17 protein-coding genes and 1 pseudogene are annotated in these 18639 nt (G+C 69.4%); 16 read left to right on the top strand and 2 right to left on the bottom strand.

Annotated features, from left to right (window positions below):
* From EPAKOI_RS23365 to EPAKOI_RS23335, 7 genes and pseudogenes are all read left to right on the top strand, one after another.
* Positions 1 to 495 carry a chemotaxis protein CheW gene (locus EPAKOI_RS23365; protein WP_124685958.1) on the top strand — a complete coding sequence of 165 codons (495 nt, stop codon included), beginning with the start codon at positions 1 to 3 and terminating at the stop codon, positions 493 to 495.
* A gap of 70 nt (positions 496 to 565) precedes the next feature.
* Complete coding sequence (locus EPAKOI_RS23360; RefSeq protein ID WP_423193838.1) at positions 566 to 1477, top strand: CheR family methyltransferase; 912 nt, start codon at positions 566 to 568, stop codon at positions 1475 to 1477.
* Positions 1474 to 2136 carry a chemoreceptor glutamine deamidase CheD gene (gene cheD / locus EPAKOI_RS23355; protein ID WP_409559042.1) on the top strand — a complete coding sequence of 221 codons (663 nt, stop codon included), beginning with the start codon at positions 1474 to 1476 and terminating at the stop codon, positions 2134 to 2136. The genes EPAKOI_RS23360 and cheD overlap by 4 nt, the downstream gene beginning before the upstream one ends.
* A gap of 23 nt (positions 2137 to 2159) precedes the next feature.
* The gene (locus EPAKOI_RS23350; RefSeq protein WP_124685960.1) at positions 2160 to 3236 is read left to right on the top strand and encodes a protein-glutamate methylesterase/protein-glutamine glutaminase; all 1077 of its coding nucleotides are present in this window, start codon (positions 2160 to 2162) and stop codon (positions 3234 to 3236) included.
* Positions 3237 to 3318: 82 nt separating this feature from the next.
* Positions 3319 to 3705, top strand: a complete 387-nt coding sequence (cheY, locus tag EPAKOI_RS23345; protein ID WP_124685961.1) for a chemotaxis response regulator CheY — start codon at positions 3319 to 3321, stop codon at positions 3703 to 3705.
* Positions 3706 to 3720: 15 nt separating this feature from the next.
* Positions 3721 to 4356: a protein phosphatase CheZ gene (gene cheZ / locus EPAKOI_RS23340; RefSeq protein ID WP_124685962.1), complete on the top strand. Its 636-nt coding sequence runs from the start codon at positions 3721 to 3723 to the stop codon at positions 4354 to 4356.
* A 213-nt stretch (positions 4357 to 4569) separates the two neighbouring features.
* A pseudogene (locus tag EPAKOI_RS23335) lies at positions 4570 to 5923 on the top strand (M20/M25/M40 family metallo-hydrolase).
* Between the two features lie 13 nt (positions 5924 to 5936).
* On the opposite strand, the gene EPAKOI_RS23330 reads toward EPAKOI_RS23335, so the two are convergent.
* Together EPAKOI_RS23330 and maiA are read right to left on the bottom strand one after the other, a co-directional pair.
* Positions 5937 to 6884 (bottom strand): ABC transporter substrate-binding protein, encoded by a 948-nt coding sequence (locus EPAKOI_RS23330; protein WP_313840153.1) that lies wholly within the window; start codon positions 6882 to 6884, stop codon positions 5937 to 5939.
* 105 nt (positions 6885 to 6989) lie between these two features.
* The gene (gene maiA / locus EPAKOI_RS23325) at positions 6990 to 7628 is read right to left on the bottom strand and encodes a maleylacetoacetate isomerase (RefSeq protein WP_423193837.1); all 639 of its coding nucleotides are present in this window, start codon (positions 7626 to 7628) and stop codon (positions 6990 to 6992) included.
* A gap of 217 nt (positions 7629 to 7845) precedes the next feature.
* Here maiA and EPAKOI_RS23320 point away from each other — a divergent pair, with 217 nt between their 5' ends.
* The 9 genes from EPAKOI_RS23320 (at position 7846) to EPAKOI_RS23280 (ending at position 18638) form a co-directional block, all read left to right on the top strand.
* Positions 7846 to 8550, top strand: coding sequence for a YceH family protein (locus EPAKOI_RS23320; RefSeq protein WP_124685966.1), 705 nt, complete (start codon positions 7846 to 7848; stop codon positions 8548 to 8550).
* Positions 8551 to 8903: 353 nt separating this feature from the next.
* Positions 8904 to 10049, top strand: coding sequence for a flagellar biosynthesis protein FlhB (flhB, locus tag EPAKOI_RS23315; RefSeq protein WP_124685967.1), 1146 nt, complete (start codon positions 8904 to 8906; stop codon positions 10047 to 10049).
* A complete protein-coding gene (gene flhA / locus EPAKOI_RS23310) occupies positions 10046 to 12133 on the top strand; it encodes a flagellar biosynthesis protein FlhA (RefSeq protein ID WP_124685968.1) in 2088 nt (695 codons plus the stop codon). Before flhB ends, flhA begins: the two co-directional genes overlap by 4 nt.
* 10 nt (positions 12134 to 12143) lie before the next feature.
* Positions 12144 to 14684 carry a flagellar biosynthesis protein FlhF gene (gene flhF / locus EPAKOI_RS23305; protein WP_423193836.1) on the top strand — a complete coding sequence of 847 codons (2541 nt, stop codon included), beginning with the start codon at positions 12144 to 12146 and terminating at the stop codon, positions 14682 to 14684.
* Between the two features lie 12 nt (positions 14685 to 14696).
* Entirely contained in the window at positions 14697 to 15512 is an 816-nt protein-coding gene (locus EPAKOI_RS23300; protein WP_423194565.1) for a MinD/ParA family ATP-binding protein, read from the top strand.
* Positions 15513 to 15625: 113 nt separating this feature from the next.
* Positions 15626 to 16342 (top strand): RNA polymerase sigma factor FliA, encoded by a 717-nt coding sequence (locus tag EPAKOI_RS23295; RefSeq protein WP_124685970.1) that lies wholly within the window; start codon positions 15626 to 15628, stop codon positions 16340 to 16342.
* Positions 16342 to 16800: a flagellar protein FlhE gene (locus EPAKOI_RS23290; protein ID WP_409559081.1), complete on the top strand. Its 459-nt coding sequence runs from the start codon at positions 16342 to 16344 to the stop codon at positions 16798 to 16800. The genes EPAKOI_RS23295 and EPAKOI_RS23290 overlap by 1 nt, the downstream gene beginning before the upstream one ends.
* Before the next feature lie 234 nt (positions 16801 to 17034).
* Positions 17035 to 17691, top strand: a complete 657-nt coding sequence (gene paoA, locus EPAKOI_RS23285; protein WP_313840149.1) for an aldehyde dehydrogenase iron-sulfur subunit PaoA — start codon at positions 17035 to 17037, stop codon at positions 17689 to 17691.
* Positions 17688 to 18638 carry an FAD binding domain-containing protein gene (locus EPAKOI_RS23280; protein ID WP_423193835.1) on the top strand — a complete coding sequence of 317 codons (951 nt, stop codon included), beginning with the start codon at positions 17688 to 17690 and terminating at the stop codon, positions 18636 to 18638. Before paoA ends, EPAKOI_RS23280 begins: the two co-directional genes overlap by 4 nt.
* Position 18639: the final 1 nt, after the last annotated feature.

Here is an 18639-nt window from a genome sequence, read left to right as displayed (position 1 = left end):
ATGGCCGGCATCGGACACATCGATACCCAGGGCAGCGAAGCCTCTGGCCAGGAATACCTGGTCTTCACGCTGGGCACCGAGGAATATGGCATCGACATCCTGAAGGTGCAGGAGATCCGCAGCTACGAGACGGTGACCCGCATCGCCAACGCGCCCGATTTCATCAAGGGCGTCACCAACCTGCGCGGCGTGATCGTGCCGATCGTCGACCTGCGCCTGAAGTTCAACCTGGCCAACGTGCGGTATGACCACCAGACCGTGGTGATCATCCTGAACGTGGCGGGCCGCGTGGTGGGCATCGTGGTCGACGGCGTGTCGGACGTGCTGACGCTGACCGGCGACGACATCAAGGCCGCGCCGGAATTCGGCGTGTCGGTGTCGAACGAGCACCTGACGGGCCTGGGTTCGGTGGAAGGCCGGATGCTGATCCTGATCGACATCGAACGCATGATGACCAGCCCCGAGATGGAGCTGATCGAGGCCGAGCTCGCCTAAAGCGCCTGCCGGCCCGCCCCCGAAGACGCCTGTAACCGCCGTGCATCGGCAACCCTGAAGACATACACCCATGACGCCGCTCCGTTCTTCCTCCAGCGCCACCGGGAAGCCAGGCGCGGCCGCCAGTGCCGGCACGCCGGTGCTGGCGCCGCTGCGCGACGACATGCGTGACTTTCTGCTGACCGAGCGTGACTTCGAGAAAGTCCGCACGCTGATCCACAAGCGCGCGGGCATCTCGCTGGGCAGCCACAAGCGCGAGATGGTCTACAGCCGCCTGGCGCGGCGCCTGCGCTCGCTGCAGATCAGCGATTTCGGCACGTACCTGGAACTGCTCGAAGCCGACGAACGGTCGGACGAGTGGGAATACTTCACCAACGCGCTGACCACCAACCTCACGTCGTTCTTCCGGGAATCGCACCACTTTCCGCTGCTGGCCGAACATGCCAGGAAGGTGGGCCGGCCCTACAGCGTGTGGTGCGCGGCGGCATCCACCGGCGAAGAGCCGTACTCGATCGCCATCACGCTGGCCGAGGCGCTGGGCGACCGCGCCGCCACCGTGCTGGCCACCGACATCGACACGCAGGTGCTGTCCAAGGCGCGCGCGGGGGTCTATACCACCGAGCAGGTGGCGCGCCTGCAGCAGGAACAGCTGCGCCGCTTCTTCCTGAAAGGCACCGGCGCCCGTGCGGGGTCGGTCAAGGTCAAGCCCGACCTGGCGTCGACCATCACGTTCGCGCCGCTGAACCTGCTGGCGCCCGACTGGGGCATCCGCGAGAAGTTCGACGCGATCTTCTGCCGCAACGTGATGATCTACTTCGACAAGCCGACCCAGGGCCGCATCCTGGAACGGTTCGCGCCGATGCTCAAGCCGCATGGCCTGCTGTTCGCCGGCCATTCGGAAAACTTTTCCTATGTCTCGCGCGCGTTCCAGCTGCGCGGGCAGACCGTCTACGAACTGGCCGGCAAGGGCGGGGGTGCATGATGCGCGGCACGCCCCAGATTCCAGAGGCCATCGCGACGCGCAAGTACTTCGACCGCGAGTTCGGCAAGCAGGCCATCAAGCTGCTGCCCAACGAGTACTACGTGACCGGCGACGACGTGGTGCTGACCACGGTGCTGGGGTCGTGCGTGGCCGCGTGCATCCGCGACGAGTACGCGGGCGTGGGCGGCATGAACCATTTCATGCTGCCCGACGACGAGAACGCCGGCGCCGACCGCCTGCTGTCGGCGTCGATGCGCTACGGCTGCTATGCGCTGGAAGTGCTGATCAATGAACTGCTGAAGATGGGCGCCCGCCGCGAGCGCCTGGAGGCCAAGGTTTTTGGCGGCGGCGCGGTGCTGGCGAACATGACGACCCTCAATATTGGGGACCGGAATGCCGATTTCGTACTGAAGTACCTGCGCACCGAGGAGATCCGCGTCGCCGCCCAGGACCTGCGCGGTCCGCACGCCCGGCGCGTGAGCTACTTCCCGCGCACGGGCCTGGCGCTGGTGCGCCGGCTGACGCGCCAGGACGATACGGTTGGCGTGGAACGCGAGGAACGTGCCCTGGCACGCGCGCTGTCCACATCCACGAAGGCGCCCGCGCGTGGTGCCGTGGAATTGTTTACGCGGCAGGCAACGGCGAAGACGCCGTCCTGAAAACTGAAGACGTAGAGACGAACATGACCGCCGCGAAAATCAAGGTGCTGTGCGTGGATGATTCCGCGCTGATCCGCAGCCTGATGACGGAGATCATCAACAGCCAGCCGGACATGGAGGTGGTGGGTACCGCCCCCGACCCGCTGGTGGCCCGCGACATGATCAAGCGCCTGAACCCCGACGTGCTGACGCTGGACGTGGAAATGCCACGGATGGACGGGCTCGACTTCCTGGAGCGCCTGATGCGGCTGAGGCCGATGCCGGTGCTGATGGTGTCGTCGCTGACCGAGCGCGGGTCCGAGATCACGATGCGCGCGCTGGAACTGGGCGCCGTGGACTTCGTGACCAAGCCCAAGCTGGGCATCCGCGACGGCCTGATCGAGTACACCGACACCATCGCCGACAAGCTCCGCGCCGCGGCCCGCGCCCGCGTGCGGGCCCGGCCCGAGGCGGCGGCCACCGGTGGGGCCCCGGCCGCGCCGATCCTGCGCGCGCCGCTGCTGTCGACCGAGAAGCTGATCATCGTCGGCGCGTCCACCGGCGGCACCGAGGCCATCAAGGAATTCCTGATGCCGCTGCCGCCCGATTCGCCCGCCGTCATGATCGTGCAGCACATGCCGGCCGGCTTCACCAAGTCGTTCGCGCAGCGCCTGAACGGGCTGTGCCGCATCACGGTCAAGGAAGCCGAGCACGGCGAGCGCGTGCTGCCCGGCTACGCGTACATCGCCCCGGGCGACTCGCACCTGCTGCTGGCGCGCAGCGGCGCCAACTACGTGGCGCACCTGTCGGCCGAGGCGCCGGTGAACCGGCATCGCCCGTCCGTGGACGTGCTGTTCGATTCGGCCGCCATCCACGGCGGCAAGAACGTGACCGGCGTGATCCTGACCGGCATGGGCAAGGACGGCGCCCGCGGCATGCTGCGGATGAAGGAAGCCGGGTCGTACAACCTGGCGCAGGACGAGCAGTCCTGCATCGTATTCGGCATGCCGAAGGAGGCAATTGCCACCGGCGGCGTGCATGAAGTCGTGCCACTGAACCAGATGAGCCAGCGCGTCATGGCCCACCTGGCGACGTTCGGCGCGCGGGCGCAGCGCGTGTAGTGCCGGAGCGCGCGCGGGAGAGGTCAGATCAGCAACAACAACCGGATGGCACCGTCATCCGCAACCGTTTTGGAGCCGTATAGTGGACAAGAACATCAAGATCCTCGTGGTCGACGACTTCCCGACCATGCGTCGGATCATCCGTAACCTGCTCAAGGAGCTGGGTTTCACCAACGTCGAGGAAGCCGAGGACGGCGCCGCCGGCCTGGAAAAGGCCAAGGACGGCAGCTTCCAGTTCGTGGTGTCGGACTGGAACATGCCCAACATGGACGGCCTGACCATGCTGCAGTCGATCCGCGCCACGCCCGGCATCGAGAAGACGCCGGTGCTGATGGTGACGGCCGAGGCAAAGAAGGAGAACATCATCGCCGCCGCGCAGGCCGGCGCCAACGGCTACGTGGTCAAGCCCTTCACGGCCGCAACGCTGGACGAAAAGATCACCAAGATCTTCGAGAAGCTCGGTCAATAAGAAGAGGTACGCGACATGTCGACGACTCCGACTTTCAGCCAAGAATCGGCCGAGCAGATCATCCATCGCATCGGCAACCTGACGCGAATGCTGCGCGACAACATGCGTGAGCTGGGGCTCGACAAGGAAATCGAGAAGGCCGCCCTGGCCATTCCCGATGCGCGCGACCGCCTCAACTACATCGCCGCCATGACCGAGCAGGCGGCCGAGCGCACGCTTACCGCCGTGGAACTGGCGCAGCCGCTGCAGGAAGACCTGGAAGGCAAGGCCACCGCGCTGGACAAGCGCTGGGACGAGTGGTTCGCGCAACCGGTGGAGCTGGGCGACGCCCGCGCGCTGGTGCTGGACACCCGCGAGTTCCTGACCGAGGTCCCGCAGAAGGCCAAGGCCACCGGCGGCCACCTGCTCGAAATCATGATGGCCCAGGACTTCCAGGACCTGACTGGCCAGGTGATCAAGAAGATGATGGACATGATCCGCACCCTGGAGCAGGAACTGCTGCAGGTGCTGATCGACAACGTGCCGGCGGACCGCCGCGTGGAAGCGGCCCCGACGCTGATGAACGGCCCGCAGATCAACCCGGAAGGCAAGGCCGACGTCGTGTCCGACCAGTCCCAGGTGGACGACCTGCTGGCCAGCCTGGGCTTCTGAGCCCGGCCTCCCTCTCCCGCCCCCCCCGGGGGTTGAGGATGGCGTCTGTGGTCTCCCCTCTCCCGCTGCGCGGGAGAGGGGCCGGGGGAGAGGGCCAGCGACCCAACCTGCCACCCACGCCGCCACCCCCAACTCCCACCCCCAACCCCCACCCGCATTCGCTGGCACAATCGTGGTCGACCACGGTTTCCCCACTGCCAGAGGATCGCCCCCATGCATGCTCGCCGTACCGTTGTTGTCGTCGCCGTTGCCGCCGCGTTTTCCGCCGGCATCGCCCAGGGTCAGACGCTGACCGTCCCGCAGGTTTCCCCCATCCGTCGATAGCGCCTACGCCAGGCTGGAGGCCGCCCCGGTCTACCAGAAGCTGATGGCCGACGTGCGCGCCGACGACGCCCGCGCGCTGGCCGAGTTGAAGACGATGACCGAGATCCCCGCGCCGCCGTTCAAGGAAAAGGCGCGCGCCGAATACTTCGTGGCCCGGCTCAAGGCGCTGGGGCTGTCGGACGCCCATATCGACGCCGAAGGCAACGCCATCGGCATCCGCAAGGGCACCGGCAACGGGCCCAAGCTGCTGGTATCGGCCCACCTGGACACGGTCTTCCCGGAAGGCACCGACGTTACCGTGAAGGCGCGCGACGGCAAGCTCTACGCGCCCGGCATCGGCGACGACACGCGCGGGCTGGCCGTGCTGCTCTCCTGGCTCAAGGTGCTCAACGACAACAACGTGCGCACCGTGGGCGACCTGGTCTTCGTCGGCAACGTCGGTGAGGAGGAACTGGGCAACCTGCGCGGCATGAAGGCCGTGTTCCGCGACCATGCCGACATCGACGGCATGGTCGGCATCGAACCCGGCACCGGCGAGCGCGTGCTCACGCAGGGCACCGGCAGCCACCGCTACGAAGTCACGTTCAAGGGGCCGGGCGGCCACAGCTTCGGCGCGTTCGGCCTGCCCAGCGCGATCCATGCGATGGGCCGCGCCGTCAGCAAGATTGGCGACGTCCGCACGCCCACCGATCCCAAGACCACGTTCACGGTGGGCACAGTGGGCGGTGGCACGTCGGTCAACGCGATTGCCGGCGATGCCCGCATGGCCATCGACATCCGCTCCAACGGCACGCCTGCGCTGCTGGAGGCCGAAAAGCAGATCATGGACGCGATCGCCGCCGGCGTGGCCGACGAGAACGCCCGCTGGAAGCCCGCGCGCGGGCAGGAGATCACGTTCCAGACGCGCATGATCGGCGACCGGCCTGCCGGGCAGACGCCCACCGACGCCGTGATCGTGCAGTCGGCGGTGCGCGTGATCCGCAGCCGCGCCAAGGAAGCGCCCTCGCTGCGCGGCGGCAGCACCGACGCCAATGTGCCGATGTCGCTGGGCATCCCGGCCATCATCATCGGCAGCGGCGGCAAGTCGGGCGGCTCGCACTCGCGCGACGAATGGTTCGACCCCACCAACGCCTACGAAGGCGCGCAATGGGGCCTGACCACGGTGCTCGGCCTGGTGGGCGTCGACGGCGTGGCCGATCCGCTGCTGGCGCGCCGCGCGGCCCGCACGGCCGCCGCGCGCTGATTGCAACGGCCGGCTAGGCGGTCAGCGGAAAGTTGCGGTCGAACGTGGCCGCCACGTCCAGCCGCTGCTTCAGCAGCCCGGCCTGCAGGTAGAAGTCGGCGGTCTGCTGCTGGATGGCGACCACCTCGGCGTCGATGGCCTGCCAGCGTGTGCGGCGGCGCTCGAACTGCAGCCGCGCCGCCTCGGGCGGAATGCCGATGATGCGCGCCAGCGTGGCCGAGAACTCGGGCACGTGCTGGTACGACCAGACCTGCGCGCGCACCACGCGCTGCAGGAAGTCGGCCAGCACGGCGCGCTTGGTGGCCAGCGCCGTGTCGGTGGCGGCCAGGTAGCTCAGGCCGGACCACAGGCCGCGCCCGCTGACCAGCACGCGCGCATGGCCGCTGGTCTCGGCCATGGCCGTATACGGCTCCCACGTGGCCCAGGCATCCACCGAGCCGTTGGTCAGCGCCAGCTTGGCATCGGCTGGCGGCAGGAAGCGGATGTCGGCGTCCTCGGGCTTCAGGCCGGCCGACGCCAGCGCCTTGAGCGTCACGAAATGGCCGATCGAGCCGCGATTGGTGCCGATGCGCTTGCCCTTCAGGTCGGCCGCGCTGCGCAGCGGCGAATCCGGCCGCACCAGCACGGCGGTGCCATACGGGTCTGACCGATTGGCGCCGATCAGGCGGATGCGCGTGCCCGCCGCCAGCGCGAAGATCGCGGGCGCGTCGCCAATCGGCCCGCTGTCGACGGCGCCGGCGTTAAGCGCCTCGGCCAGCGGCGCGGCGGCCGGGAACTCGGTCCACTGGATGTCGTAGGTCAGGCCCTTGAGCGCATCGGCCGATTCCAGCAGCGCGCGCAGGCCGCCTTTCTGGTCGCCGGCCTTCAGCACCGGGCGGGGCTGGGCGTGCGCGGTGGGCAGGGCGCCGGCCAGCGCAACGGCGCTGGCGGCATGCAGGAACTGGCGGCGATCGATCGTCATGCGGGGCGGCAGTAAGGGTGACTGGAGCCCCGACCGTACGCCCGCCGCGCGCGAATCCCAACGAATGTTTTCGCAAGTCGTTATGCCCGGCCCCGGCCCGCACGCCTACGTGCGCGGCGCCGGCGCGTTGAGCGCGAACGCCGGCACGTCGTGCAGCGCCGCGACGATGGCGGCGATGTGCGGCCAGCGCTGCGCGACGTCAAAGCCCATGCGCCCGGCACCAATGGCCTGCGGGAACAGGTAGATGTCGGCCACGGTCGGCACGTCGCCCACCACGAAGCGCCCGGTGCGGCGCGCCGCCAGCCGTTCCTCGATCGCGCAGAAGCCCATGTCGACCCAGTGGCGCGCCCACGCGGCCACGCCCTCGGCGTCCATGCCGGGAATGGTCGACAGGCGCGCAGCCACGCGCGGCGGCAGCAAGGCGTGGATCTCGGCGGCGATCGACAGCGCAATGGCGCGCGCAAACGCGCGGTCCTCGGGGTCGGCCGGCAGCAGCGGCGGCGTGCGGTAGCGTTCGTCCAGGTATTCGATGATGGCCAGCGACTGGGTAATCAGCTCGCCGGTGTCGGTCTGCAGCGCGGGCACCAGCCCCTGCGGGTTGATCGCGCGGTAGCGGGCCTGGCGTGACTCGGCCGCCTCGCCAAAGATCGTGACCGGCTCGATCTCGACCGCCAGGCCCTTGAGCGCCAGCGCGATCTTCACGCGCGACGTGGCCGATGACACCTCGTTGGCATAGAGCTTCATGATGTTCCTTCCGGGGCGGTCCCCGCTTGCAGTGGCGATGGCGCAAGCTTCGGGCGCCGGCGTATCGGCGATGTGTCGCGCACCGCCCGCGCGCGTATCGGCCTGTGGCCCCGCCGGCGCCAGATACACTGCGTGACAATGCAGCTTGCCCGGCGCGGTTGCATCGCCCGCCCGGTTGCGCTTCAATGGGCCCCTCGAAAACCTGCCCGATGCCATCATGGAACCCACGCCCGACACCCCGTCCCGCCCCGCGCTGCGCGCGCTGACCCCGCTGGAGGGCCGCGTGGTGGCCGTGCTGCTGGAAAAGCAGTTCACCGTGCCGGACACCTATCCGCTGTCGCTGAACGCGCTGGCCGCGGGATGCAACCAGAAGACGGCGCGCGCGCCGGTGATGAGCGTGACCGAGGACGAGATCCTGGCCGCCATCGACGGCCTGAAGTCGCTGAGCCTGGTCTTCGAGGGCAGCAGCAGCCGCGTGCCGCGCTTCGAACAGAACCTGGGCAAGGTGCTGGGCGTGCCGAGCCAGTCGGCGGCGCTGCTGTCCACGCTGCTGCTGCGCGGCCCCCAGACGGCCGCCGAACTGCGCCTGAACACGGCCCGGCTGCACGCGTTTGCCGATATCTCGTCGGTCGAGGCGTTCCTGGACGAACTGGCCGAACGTGCGCCCGCGCTGGTCGTGAAGCTGCCGCGCGCGCCCGGCGAGCGTGAGCACCGGTGGATGCACCTGCTGTGCGGCGACGTCAACGTGGCCGAGCTGGCCGCGCCCTCGCGCGCCGACGCGGCGCCCGCGTCGCCGTCCGAGCTGGAAGCGCTGCGCATCGGCCACCGCGAACTGCAGGAAAAGGTGGCCCGGCTGCAGGCGCTGGTCGTGGAAATGGCCGGCCAGCTCGGCATCGAGATCGAACCGGGCCGGCTGGGCTGATCCGCCGGCCAGGCATGTAAGTGTTCGCTCTGCCCGCCCGCCATGCAGCAGGGCGGCAGGCCGGCCAGGACCTCGGTCCGGGCGTCCCGCCCACCGGCCAACCCGCCGGCGCCCGATGCCACGTCCGAAACGTGACATCATCGGCCCCGATCCCGTCCGATGCCGGCATGATCGGCACATTCCGGCGATCCGGGCCTAAAGATCGCCACATCGGGGCCGTTATTCCCGCTGCCCCCCTCATTCCTGAAACAGGCACCTGTTTCCCCGCCTTTTCCCCCCAATGCCGTGACCCCCCGGGCTTTGATAATCCTCGGTGACGAAGTGCCGCCCGCGCGCTTTGCACTGGAGCATTCATGTCCGAGGAAAGCGATCTCGAAAAAACCGAACCCGCCTCACCCCGGCGCCTGGAAAAGGCGCGCGAGGAGGGGCAGGTGGTGCGTTCGCGCGAACTCGGCACGTTCGTGATGCTGATGACCGGCGTGCTGGGGCTCTGGACGCTGGGCGGCCCGCTAGGCCGCAAGCTGAACGGGGTGATGCAGGCCAGCCTGGCGTTCGAGCCGGCCACGGCCTTCGACCCCAACCGCATGCTGTCGCAGTTCGCCATCGCCATCTGGGACAGCCTGCTGGCCTTCATGCCGCTGCTGCTGATGTTTGGCGTGGCCGCGCTGGTGGCCCCGCTGGCGCTGGGCGGCTGGCTGTTCTCGACCAAGTCGTTCGCGCCCAATTTCTCGCGCCTGTCGCCGCTGGAGGGGCTGGGCCGGATGTTCTCGTCGCAGTCGCTGGCGGAACTGGTCAAGGCCATCGCCAAGTCGGTGCTGGTGGGCGGCGTGGGCGCGTGGATGGTGTGGCGCGAGCTGCCGGAGGCCATCGCGCTGATGAACGCCCCGGTCAACGAGGCCATGCTGCGCATGATGGACATGGTGCTGTACGTGTGCGGCATCGTGGCGGGATCGCTGATCCTGGTGGCGGCGCTCGACACGCCGTGGCAGCTCTGGACGTTCTACAAGAAACTCCGCATGACCAAGGAAGAGGTCAAGCAGGAGATGAAGGAAACCGACGGCGACCCGCACATCAAGGCGCGCATCCGCCAGCAGCAGCGGGCCATGGCCCGGCGCCGGATGATGGCCGAGGTGCCCAAGGCCGACGTCGTGGTGACCAACCCCACGCACTTCGCCGTGGCGCTGCGCTACGACGAAGGCGCGCGCTGGAACGCGCCCCGCGTGGTGGCCAAGGGCGCCGACGAGGTGGCGGCCCGCATCCGCGAACTGGCCCGCGAAAACCGCGTGCCGGTGCTGTCGGCACCGCCGCTGGCCCGCGCGCTGCACCGCCACGTGGAAATCGGCCACGAGATCCCGGCCGGCCTGTACACGGCCGTCGCCGAGATCCTCGCCTGGGTTTATCAATTGAAGAACTGGCACTACAGCTATGGTCCGCAGCCCGATTCGCCGACCGACCTGCTGGTGCCGGATGAACTAGCCGTACCGGAAAGCCGCGCATGAACGCCCTGACCAACCTATTCAACATGCCCGCACTGCGGGGTGGCGCCCAGATGAAGGCGCTGGCTGGCCCGCTGCTGATCGTCATGATCCTCGGCATGATGATCCTGCCGCTGCCGGCGTTCATCCTGGACCTGCTGTTCACGTTCAACATCGCGCTGTCGATCATGGTGCTGCTGGTGGGCATGTACACGCAGCGCCCGCTGGATTTCGCGGCGTTCCCGGCCGTGCTGCTGTTCTCCACGCTGCTGCGCCTGTCGCTGAACGTGGCGTCGACCCGCGTGGTGCTGCTGGAAGGCCATACCGGCCCCGACGCGGCCGGCAAGGTGATCGAGGCGTTCGGCCACTTCCTGGTGGGCGGCAACTTTGCGGTCGGTATCGTGGTGTTCGCCATCCTGGTCGTCATCAACTTCATGGTGATTACCAAAGGCGCGGGCCGTATCGCCGAAGTCGGCGCGCGCTTCATGCTCGACGCCATGCCCGGCAAGCAGATGGCCATCGACGCCGACCTGAACGCGGGCCTGATCAACGAGGAAGGCGCCCGCAAGCGCCGGTCCGAGGTGGCGCAGGAATCGGACTTCTACGGCGCCATGGACGGTGCGTCGAAGTTCGTGCGCGGCGACGCCATCGCCGGCCTGCTGATCATGTTCATCAACGTGGCCGCCGGCATGGTCGTGGGCATGGTCCAGCACGACCTGGATTTCGGCACGGCCGTCCACAACTACACGCTGCTGACGATTGGCGACGGCCTGGTGGCCCAGATCCCCGCGCTGGTGATCTCCACGGCCGCCGGTGTGATCGTGTCGCGCGTGTCGAACGAGCAGGACGTTGGCCAGCAGCTGACCGGCCAGCTGTTCTCTGACCCGCGCGTGATGTTCATCACCGCCGGCATCATCGGCACGATGGGCCTGATCCCGGGCATGCCGCACTTTGCCTTCCTGCTGCTGGCCGGCGCGCTGATCTGGTTTGGCCGCTACATGATGCGCCGCGAGGTCAAGGCGACCGAGTCCAAGGCCAGCGAGGAACGCAGCCCGGCCGTGCAGGCCGAGGTGGCCGAAGCCACGTGGGAAGACGTCACGATGGTCGACCCGCTGGGCATGGAAGTGGGCTACCGCCTGATCACGCTGGTGGACCGCGGCCAGAACGGCGAGCTGCTGGGCCGCATCAAGAGCATCCGCAAGAAGATCGCGCAGGACATCGGCTTCCTGGTGCCGGTGGTGCACATCCGCGACAACCTGGAACTGAAGCCCAACGCCTACCGCATCACGCTCAAGGGCGTGGAGATCGGCAGCGGCGAGGCCAACCCCGGCCAGTGGATGGCGATCAACCCCGGGCAGGTCACCGGCACGCTGCCGGGCGCCGCCACGCGCGACCCCGCGTTCGGCCTGCCGGCCGTGTGGATCGACGCCGCGCTCAAGGAGCAGGCCCAGGCATACGGCTACACGGTGGTGGACGCCAGCACCGTGGTGGCCACGCACCTGAACCACCTGATCCAGATGCACGCATCGGAACTGCTGGGCCGCCAGGAAGTGCAGGCGCTGCTGGACCGCATCGGCAAGGAAGCGCCCAAGCTGACCGAGGACCTGGTGCCCAAGACGATCTCGCTGACCGGCCTGCAGAAGGTGCTGCAGAACCTGCTGGACGAAGGCGTGGCGATCCGCGACATGCGCACGGTGCTGGACGTGGTGGCCGAGAACGCGCCGAAGATCAACGACCCGGCCGAGCTGACCACGCTGGTGCGCGTGGCCCTGGGCCGCGCCATCACGCAGCAGCTCTTCCCGAACAACGCCGACATGCAGGTGATCGGCCTGGACGCCGGCCTGGAGCGCGTGCTGACGCAGGCGCTGGCCAACGGCGGCGGCATCGAGCCGGGCCTGGCCGATGCACTGCTGCAGCAGGCGCAGGGCGCCGTGGCCCGCCAGGAACAACTGGGGCTGGACCCGGTGCTGCTGGTGCCGCCGCCGATGCGTCCGCTGATGGCCCGCTTCCTGCGCCGCACGCTGCCCCAGCTGAAAGTGCTGTCGCATGCCGAGGTACCGGACAACCGCAACATTCGCATTACCGCCATGATCGGCGGCGCAGCGTGAGGACTGAACGATGAGCGTGGCAAAGTTTGTGGCGGCCAACGGCCGCGAAGCGATGCGCAAGGTGCGCGAGGCCATGGGCCCCGACGCCGTGGTGCTCTCCAACCGCACCATCGAGGGCGGCGTGGAAATCGTGGCGATGCGCGATACCGACCTGGGTTCGGTCAGCGCCAGCGCCCAGCTCTACGAGCCGGCCGCACTGGCGTCGCCGGCGCCGCTGCCGATGCTGCAGGCGCTGCACGATGCCTACCCGTCGCAGCCGGCCACCATCCTGGCGCCGACGCCCGACGCCTTCGCAGCCATGCCGCCGGCCCACGCCGGCCAGGGCGACGCGATGCTCGGCGACCTGCGCGGTGAACTGGCGTCGATGCGCTCGCTGCTGGAGCGCCAGTTCGCCGGCCTGTCGCAGGGCGGCAATGGCGTGGCCGCCGGCGATCCGCTGCGCGAGTCGCTGTTCGAATGGATGGTCAACGCCGGGTTCTCGGGCCAGCTTGCGCGCACGCTGCTGTCGCGCCTGCCCGTGGGTACCGACCGCCCGGCCGCGATGGCCTGGATCCGCCAGGAACTGGCCAGCAAGGTGCCGGTACTGGCCGACGAGGACGCGCTGTTCGCGCAGGGCGGCGTGCTGGCGCTGATCGGCCCGACCGGCGTGGGCAAGACCACCACCACCGCCAAGCTGGCGGCCCGCTTCGTGCTGCGCCACGGCCCCCAGAGCCTGGCCCTGCTGACGACCGACCGCTTCCGGATCGGCGCGCACGAGCAGCTTCGCATCTACGGCGACATCCTCGGCGTGCCCGTGCACGCGGTCAAGGACGCCGCGGACCTGCGCTTTGCGCTGTCGGCCATGAAGGACAAACACCTCGTGATCATCGACACGGTGGGCATGAGCCAGCGCGACCGCAGCCTGTCGGACCAGATTGCCATGCTGGCCGGCGTGCAGATGCCGATGCAGCGCGTGCTGCTGCTGAACGGCGCCGCGCACGGCGACACGCTCAACGAGGTGGTGCACGCCTACCGCAACGACGCCGCCGGCGCCGCTGGCGGCATAGACGGCTGCATCATCAGCAAGCTCGACGAAGCCACGCACCTGGGGTCCGTGCTGGACGTGGTGATCCGCCACCGGCTGCCGGTGTTCTACGCCTCCACCGGCCAGCGCGTGCCCGAGCATCTGGAACTGGCCCAGGCTGGTGCGCTCGTGGAACGTGCATTCCTGACGCCGCGCCGTGGCTCGCTGTTCAATGACGCCGACGTGGCGCGCCGCCAGGCCGGGGCTGCCGAAGCCGCCACGCCGCGCCAGGCCGACCGCAACGGCGGCGCCGACGACGTGCTGCGCTCGCTGACCGACAGCGCCAACGCCGTGGGCGTCTGCGTGGAAGAACTGAGCGGCCCGCAGTACGGCTTCGACCTGGCCCGCCAGCTCTGGCAGCAGCGTGCCGGCGGCGCGTCGGCACTGCGTCCGATGGTGCAGCAGGTGCGCCTGGCCATGTGCCGCGACGCCAGCCGCGCGTGCGACCGCTACGTGCTGAACGTGACGCAGAACGTCGCGCAGACCGTGCAGGGCCGCCGCGCCCCGCAGATGATGCAGCACACGCTGTGGCTGGCCGACCGCGACGGCATGCCGCTGGCCAGCACGGTGGTGTCCGCCGTGCGCGCCCGCCATTCGCTGTCGGAAGCCGAGGCCGATGCCGAAGCCGCCACGGTGCGCGCCACGCTGGCCGCCGCCCGCACGGTGGTGAACCTGAACAGCTCGCTGCCCACGCCCGCCACGCTGGCCCGCTGGCAGCAGACGGGCGAGCGCTGGATCGCCGGCGCGCGCAAGACCATGCGCGTGATCGCCGACGGCGCCGCCAACAAGCTCGACACGGTGGCCGACACGCTGACGTTCCACGCCATCGGCGACGTGACGTACCGCGACCGCGCCGCCGCGCACTGGCTGGCCCACGGGCTGGTCCGCATTCCGGACGGCCAGGTGCGTGCCGCCGCGCGCGGCAAGGGCCATGCCGGCGAGAGCGGCACCGAAGCCTGCCTGGTGGTGTCCCGCCTGGTCGACCACGAGACCGGCGACACGCTGTCGGTCGAATACACGCTGTGCGATCCGGCACTGGCCGACGACGCCGCCCAGGTGGCGCGCTGGTCGCAGTGGACGCTGGCGGCCGAGGAACAGTTCCGCACGCTGCGCCACGCGATCGAGCATTTTGCGCAGGACGGTGACGCGGATGCGGCCCCGTGCGAAGGCATGGTGTCGCTGCAACTGGGCCTGACCGCGCTGCGCCTGCAGCACACGCCCACGCCGACCGCGCCGGCCTTCCTGTCGCGCCTGGCTGGCCGGGCTTCCGCCCGCGTGAACGCTCCGGTGGCCGGCGCCGTGCTTAACGAAGGCATGGGCCGCCTGCTGGCGCTGCTGGACGTGCTGGAGAACTATCCGGGCCGCGGCGCCGCGCCGGCGCCCGCGCTGCACGACGACGTGCCCGGATCGGCCACGTCCGCCATGCAGGCCATGGCCGCCATGGAAGCCACGCAAGCCATGCCGCAACTCGCGGCCGCCGGGGAGTAAGCCTTGAACCTGATGGGCTCCGATCAGGCCGAAAGCCTGCGCCGCCTGCTGGCGCCGCGCGTGACGCGCCGCATCGCCGTGGTGGGTGCCGAGCCGGGCGTGGGCGCCACGACCGTGGCGCTGGGCCTGGCCAACGCGCTAGCGATGCAGGGCGAGCGTGTGCTGCTGGTGGACGAGGACCGCTACGGCGCGCGCGCCATGCGGCTGGCAGGTGCCGCCCCGGCCGCGACGCTGGCCGACGTGCTCGACGGCCGCGCGCCGTTCGCGGCGGCGGTGGGTACGCGGCCTGCCACCGGCATTGCCGTGCTGCAGGCCGGCCATCCGCCGGTTGGCATGTTGCCGGCCGAGCCGGTGCTGGCCGCGCGGCTGCCCGACGTGCGCTCGCTGCTGGTGGACGCCCGCCGCGACGCCACGGGCGCGCTGTCGGTGCTGGCCGGGCAGTCGCACAACTTCGTGATCGTCATGCGGCCCGAGGCCACGTCGATCACGGCCGCCTATGCCTGCATCAAGCGGCTGCATCACGAATACGCATGCCGTCACTTCCAGCTCGTCGTCAACCTGGCGGCCGCGGAGGGAACGGTCACGGCGCTCGCGCGCAACCTGGCCCGCACGGCGAGCCAGTACCTGGGCGTGGAGGCCAGCCTGGCAGGGTATCTGCCGATGGATCCGCTGGTGGCGCGTGCGCTCCAGCTGGGGCGGTGCGTGGTGGAGGCGTATCCCGCCGCCACGGCCACCGGTGCGTTGCGGCACATCGCCAGCCGTATCGGCGCATGGCCGATGCGCCAGGAAGCAGCGCCCCTGGGCACGGCTCCGGCCGTGCCCGCATGACCTCGCAAAGAACAAGAAGTCCCGACAAGACCGGAAACTCAGCCTGCCAGACGCCGACTCCCAGTAACAGCCGGCTTTGGCAAACATAGAAAGCATTTAACGAGAGTTCCACCATGTACACGATTCAGGGAAAGCTCGAGCAGGCGGACGTGGTCAAGTCGCACGCGCCGCTGGTGCGGCGCATCGCGCTGCAACTGGCGGCCAAGCTGCCCGCCAGCGTACAGATCGACGACCTGATACAGGCCGGCATGATCGGCCTGCTCGACGCCGCCAAGCGCTACGAAGACAACCATGGCGCGCGGTTCGAGACCTACGCCAGCCAGCGCATCCGGGGTGCCATGCTCGACGAGGTGCGCGCCAACGACTGGCAATCGCGCAGCCTGCGGCAGTTCACGCGCAAGATCGAGCGCACGCAGCGCCAGCTGGAGCAGAAGCTGGGCCGCACGCCGATCGACTCCGAGGTGGCCAAGGAGCTGGAGATGCCGCTTGAGGAGTACCAGGAGCTGCTCAACGAGGTCTACGGCTGCCAGCTGCTGCACTACGAGGATTTCGAGCGCTCGGGTGAGGAAGACTTCCTGGACCGCCACCTGGGCGTCACCGACGATGCCAACCCGCTGACGGTGCTGATGGAGTCGGGCATGCGCGAGGCGCTGATCCGCGCCATCGACAAGCTGCCGGAGCGCGAGAAGCTGGTGCTGTCGCTGTGCTACGACCAGGAACTGAACCTGCGCGAAATCGGCGCGGTGCTGGAAGTGACCGAGTCGCGCGTGTGCCAGATCCGCAGCCAGGCCATCGCGCGCCTGCGCACCCAGTTGCGCGGGATGCTGTGATGCGGCGCGTACTGATCCTTGCCGCGCTCTGGGCAATGGGCCAGGCCGCGTCCCACGCGCAGACGCCGGCGCCCGTGTTCACCCGGGCCAACTACGAGATCGCCGGGTCGCGCTTTGCGTGGACAGCGTCGTCGATGGGCCCGCAGATCGCCAGCAAGGGCCAGCGCGCGCTGTCAGCGCCGATCATGCCGCTGGCGACGATGCCGCAGGCCATGGGCCGCATCACGTCGGTGCGCTGGCGCTACAGCTTTACCCGCACGCCGCCGGTGGACCTGCAGGCCTACCTGTGCAATGCCGACCGCTGCGTGATGCTGCCTGGCGCCGAGGGCCGCACCGACGCCTTCGTGGGCGACGATGCCTCCAAGGGCTTCGTGTTTGCCTATCGCATCCCTGGCCAGGGCGGGCTCGCCCCGATGCTCCAGGGCCGCAGCAACGAGGTCACCGTCAACTACCGCTGACCCGCCGCCGGGCCCCCACCGGCCCAGCAGACGGTCATCGGACGCCACATCCGGCGCCCGGTGGCACGCTTCCTGCGCTTTCCCCGCCCAGCAACGTGCGGAAAGCGCGACATTCGTCCCCTATGCATCCCGGCTGCGGCGTGGCCATGCCCGCGTATCGCTGCCGCCATGTAATTCCTACGTGCAAGTCTCGCCACGTTGCCATCCTCTGTCAGCCAGAAAGGATCCAACGCAATGGAAGATTTCCGCGACATCAAGCTTTCCCGCCGCGAGTTCGTGGTGGCCGGGGCGGCATCGGTCACGGCCGCCGCCGTGCCGGCCGGCGCCGCCACGCCCCCGGCGCCCGGTGCCAGCGTGGCGCCCGGCGCGCTTAAGCCCGTGGCCGCCAACGTATCGTTCGTCGTCAACGGCCAGCCGCGCGCGCTGGCGCTGGACACCCGTACCACGCTGCTCGATGCGCTGCGCGAGCACCTGCACCTGACCGGCACCAAGAAGGGCTGCGACCACGGCCAGTGCGGCGCCTGCACGGTCATCGTGGACGGCCGGCGCATCAATTCCTGCCTGACGCTGGCCGTGATGCACGAAGGCGCCACCATCACGACCGTGGAAGGGCTGGGCCATCCGAACCGGATGCACCCGATGCAGGTGGCATTCGTCAAGCATGACGGCTACCAGTGCGGCTACTGCACGCCGGGCCAGATCTGCTCGGCCGTGGCCGTGCTGGACGAGATTCGCGCCGGCATTCCCAGCCACGTGACGCCGGACCTGAACGCCCGGCCGCAGGCGTCGCCGGGCGAGATCCGCGAGCGCATGAGCGGCAACATCTGCCGCTGCGGCGCCTATTCGAACATCCTGGACGCAATCACCGAGGTGGCGGGAGGCCAGTCATGAACCCGTTTACCTACGAACGCGCGGCCACCCCGGCCGACGCCGCCGCAGCGGCGATGAAGCACCCCGGCGCGCGCTTCATCGCCGGCGGCACCAACCTGCTGGACCTGATGAAGCTCGGCATCGAGGCGCCCACGCATCTGGTGGACGTCAACGGGCTGGCGCTGGACAAGATCGAGCCGACGCAGCAGGGCGGCCTGCGCGTGGGCGCGCTGGTGCGCAACACCGACCTTGCGGCGGACCCGCGCGTGCGGCGCGACTACGGCGTGCTGTCGCGCGCGCTGCTGGCCGGTGCGTCGGGCCAGTTGCGCAACCGCGCCACCACGGCCGGCAACCTGCTGCAGCGCACGCGCTGCCCCTATTTCTACGACACGGCCCAGCCGTGCAACAAGCGCCGGCCGGGCAGCGGCTGCGGCGCCATCGGCGGCTTCAGCCGGCAACTGGCCGTGATCGGCGGCAGCGACGCCTGCATCGCCACGCATCCGAGCGACATGGCCGTGGCCATGCGCGTGCTGGACGCCAGCGTCGAGACGGTGCGCCCGGACGGCCAGCGGCGCGTCATCCCGATTGCCGATTTCCATCGGCTGCCCGGCAACACGCCGCATATCGAAACCGTGCTGGAGCGCGGCGAGCTGATCACGGCCGTGACGCTGCCGCCGCCGGTGGGCGGCGTCCACCTCTACCGCAAGGTCCGCGACCGCGCCTCGTACGCGTTTGCGCTGGTGTCCGTGGCGGCCATCGTGCAGCGCGACGGCACCGGCCGCGTGGCGCTGGGCGGCGTGGCCCACAAGCCGTGGCGCGTGGCCGCGGCCGATGCCGAGATGCCGCACGGGCCCACGGCCGTCACCCAGCGACTGCTGGAGGGCGCCACGCCGACGGCGGAAAACGCCTACAAGATCCAACTGGTGCGGCGCACGGTGGCCGCGGTCCTGACGCAGGCCAAGGGGTGAA

The organism is Cupriavidus sp. H18C2, assembly GCF_049393795.1.
Lineage (GTDB): Bacteria > Pseudomonadota > Gammaproteobacteria > Burkholderiales > Burkholderiaceae > Cupriavidus > Cupriavidus pauculus_C.
Note: the sequence above shows the minus strand (reverse complement) of the source record. Positions and strands in the feature narration are given on the sequence as shown.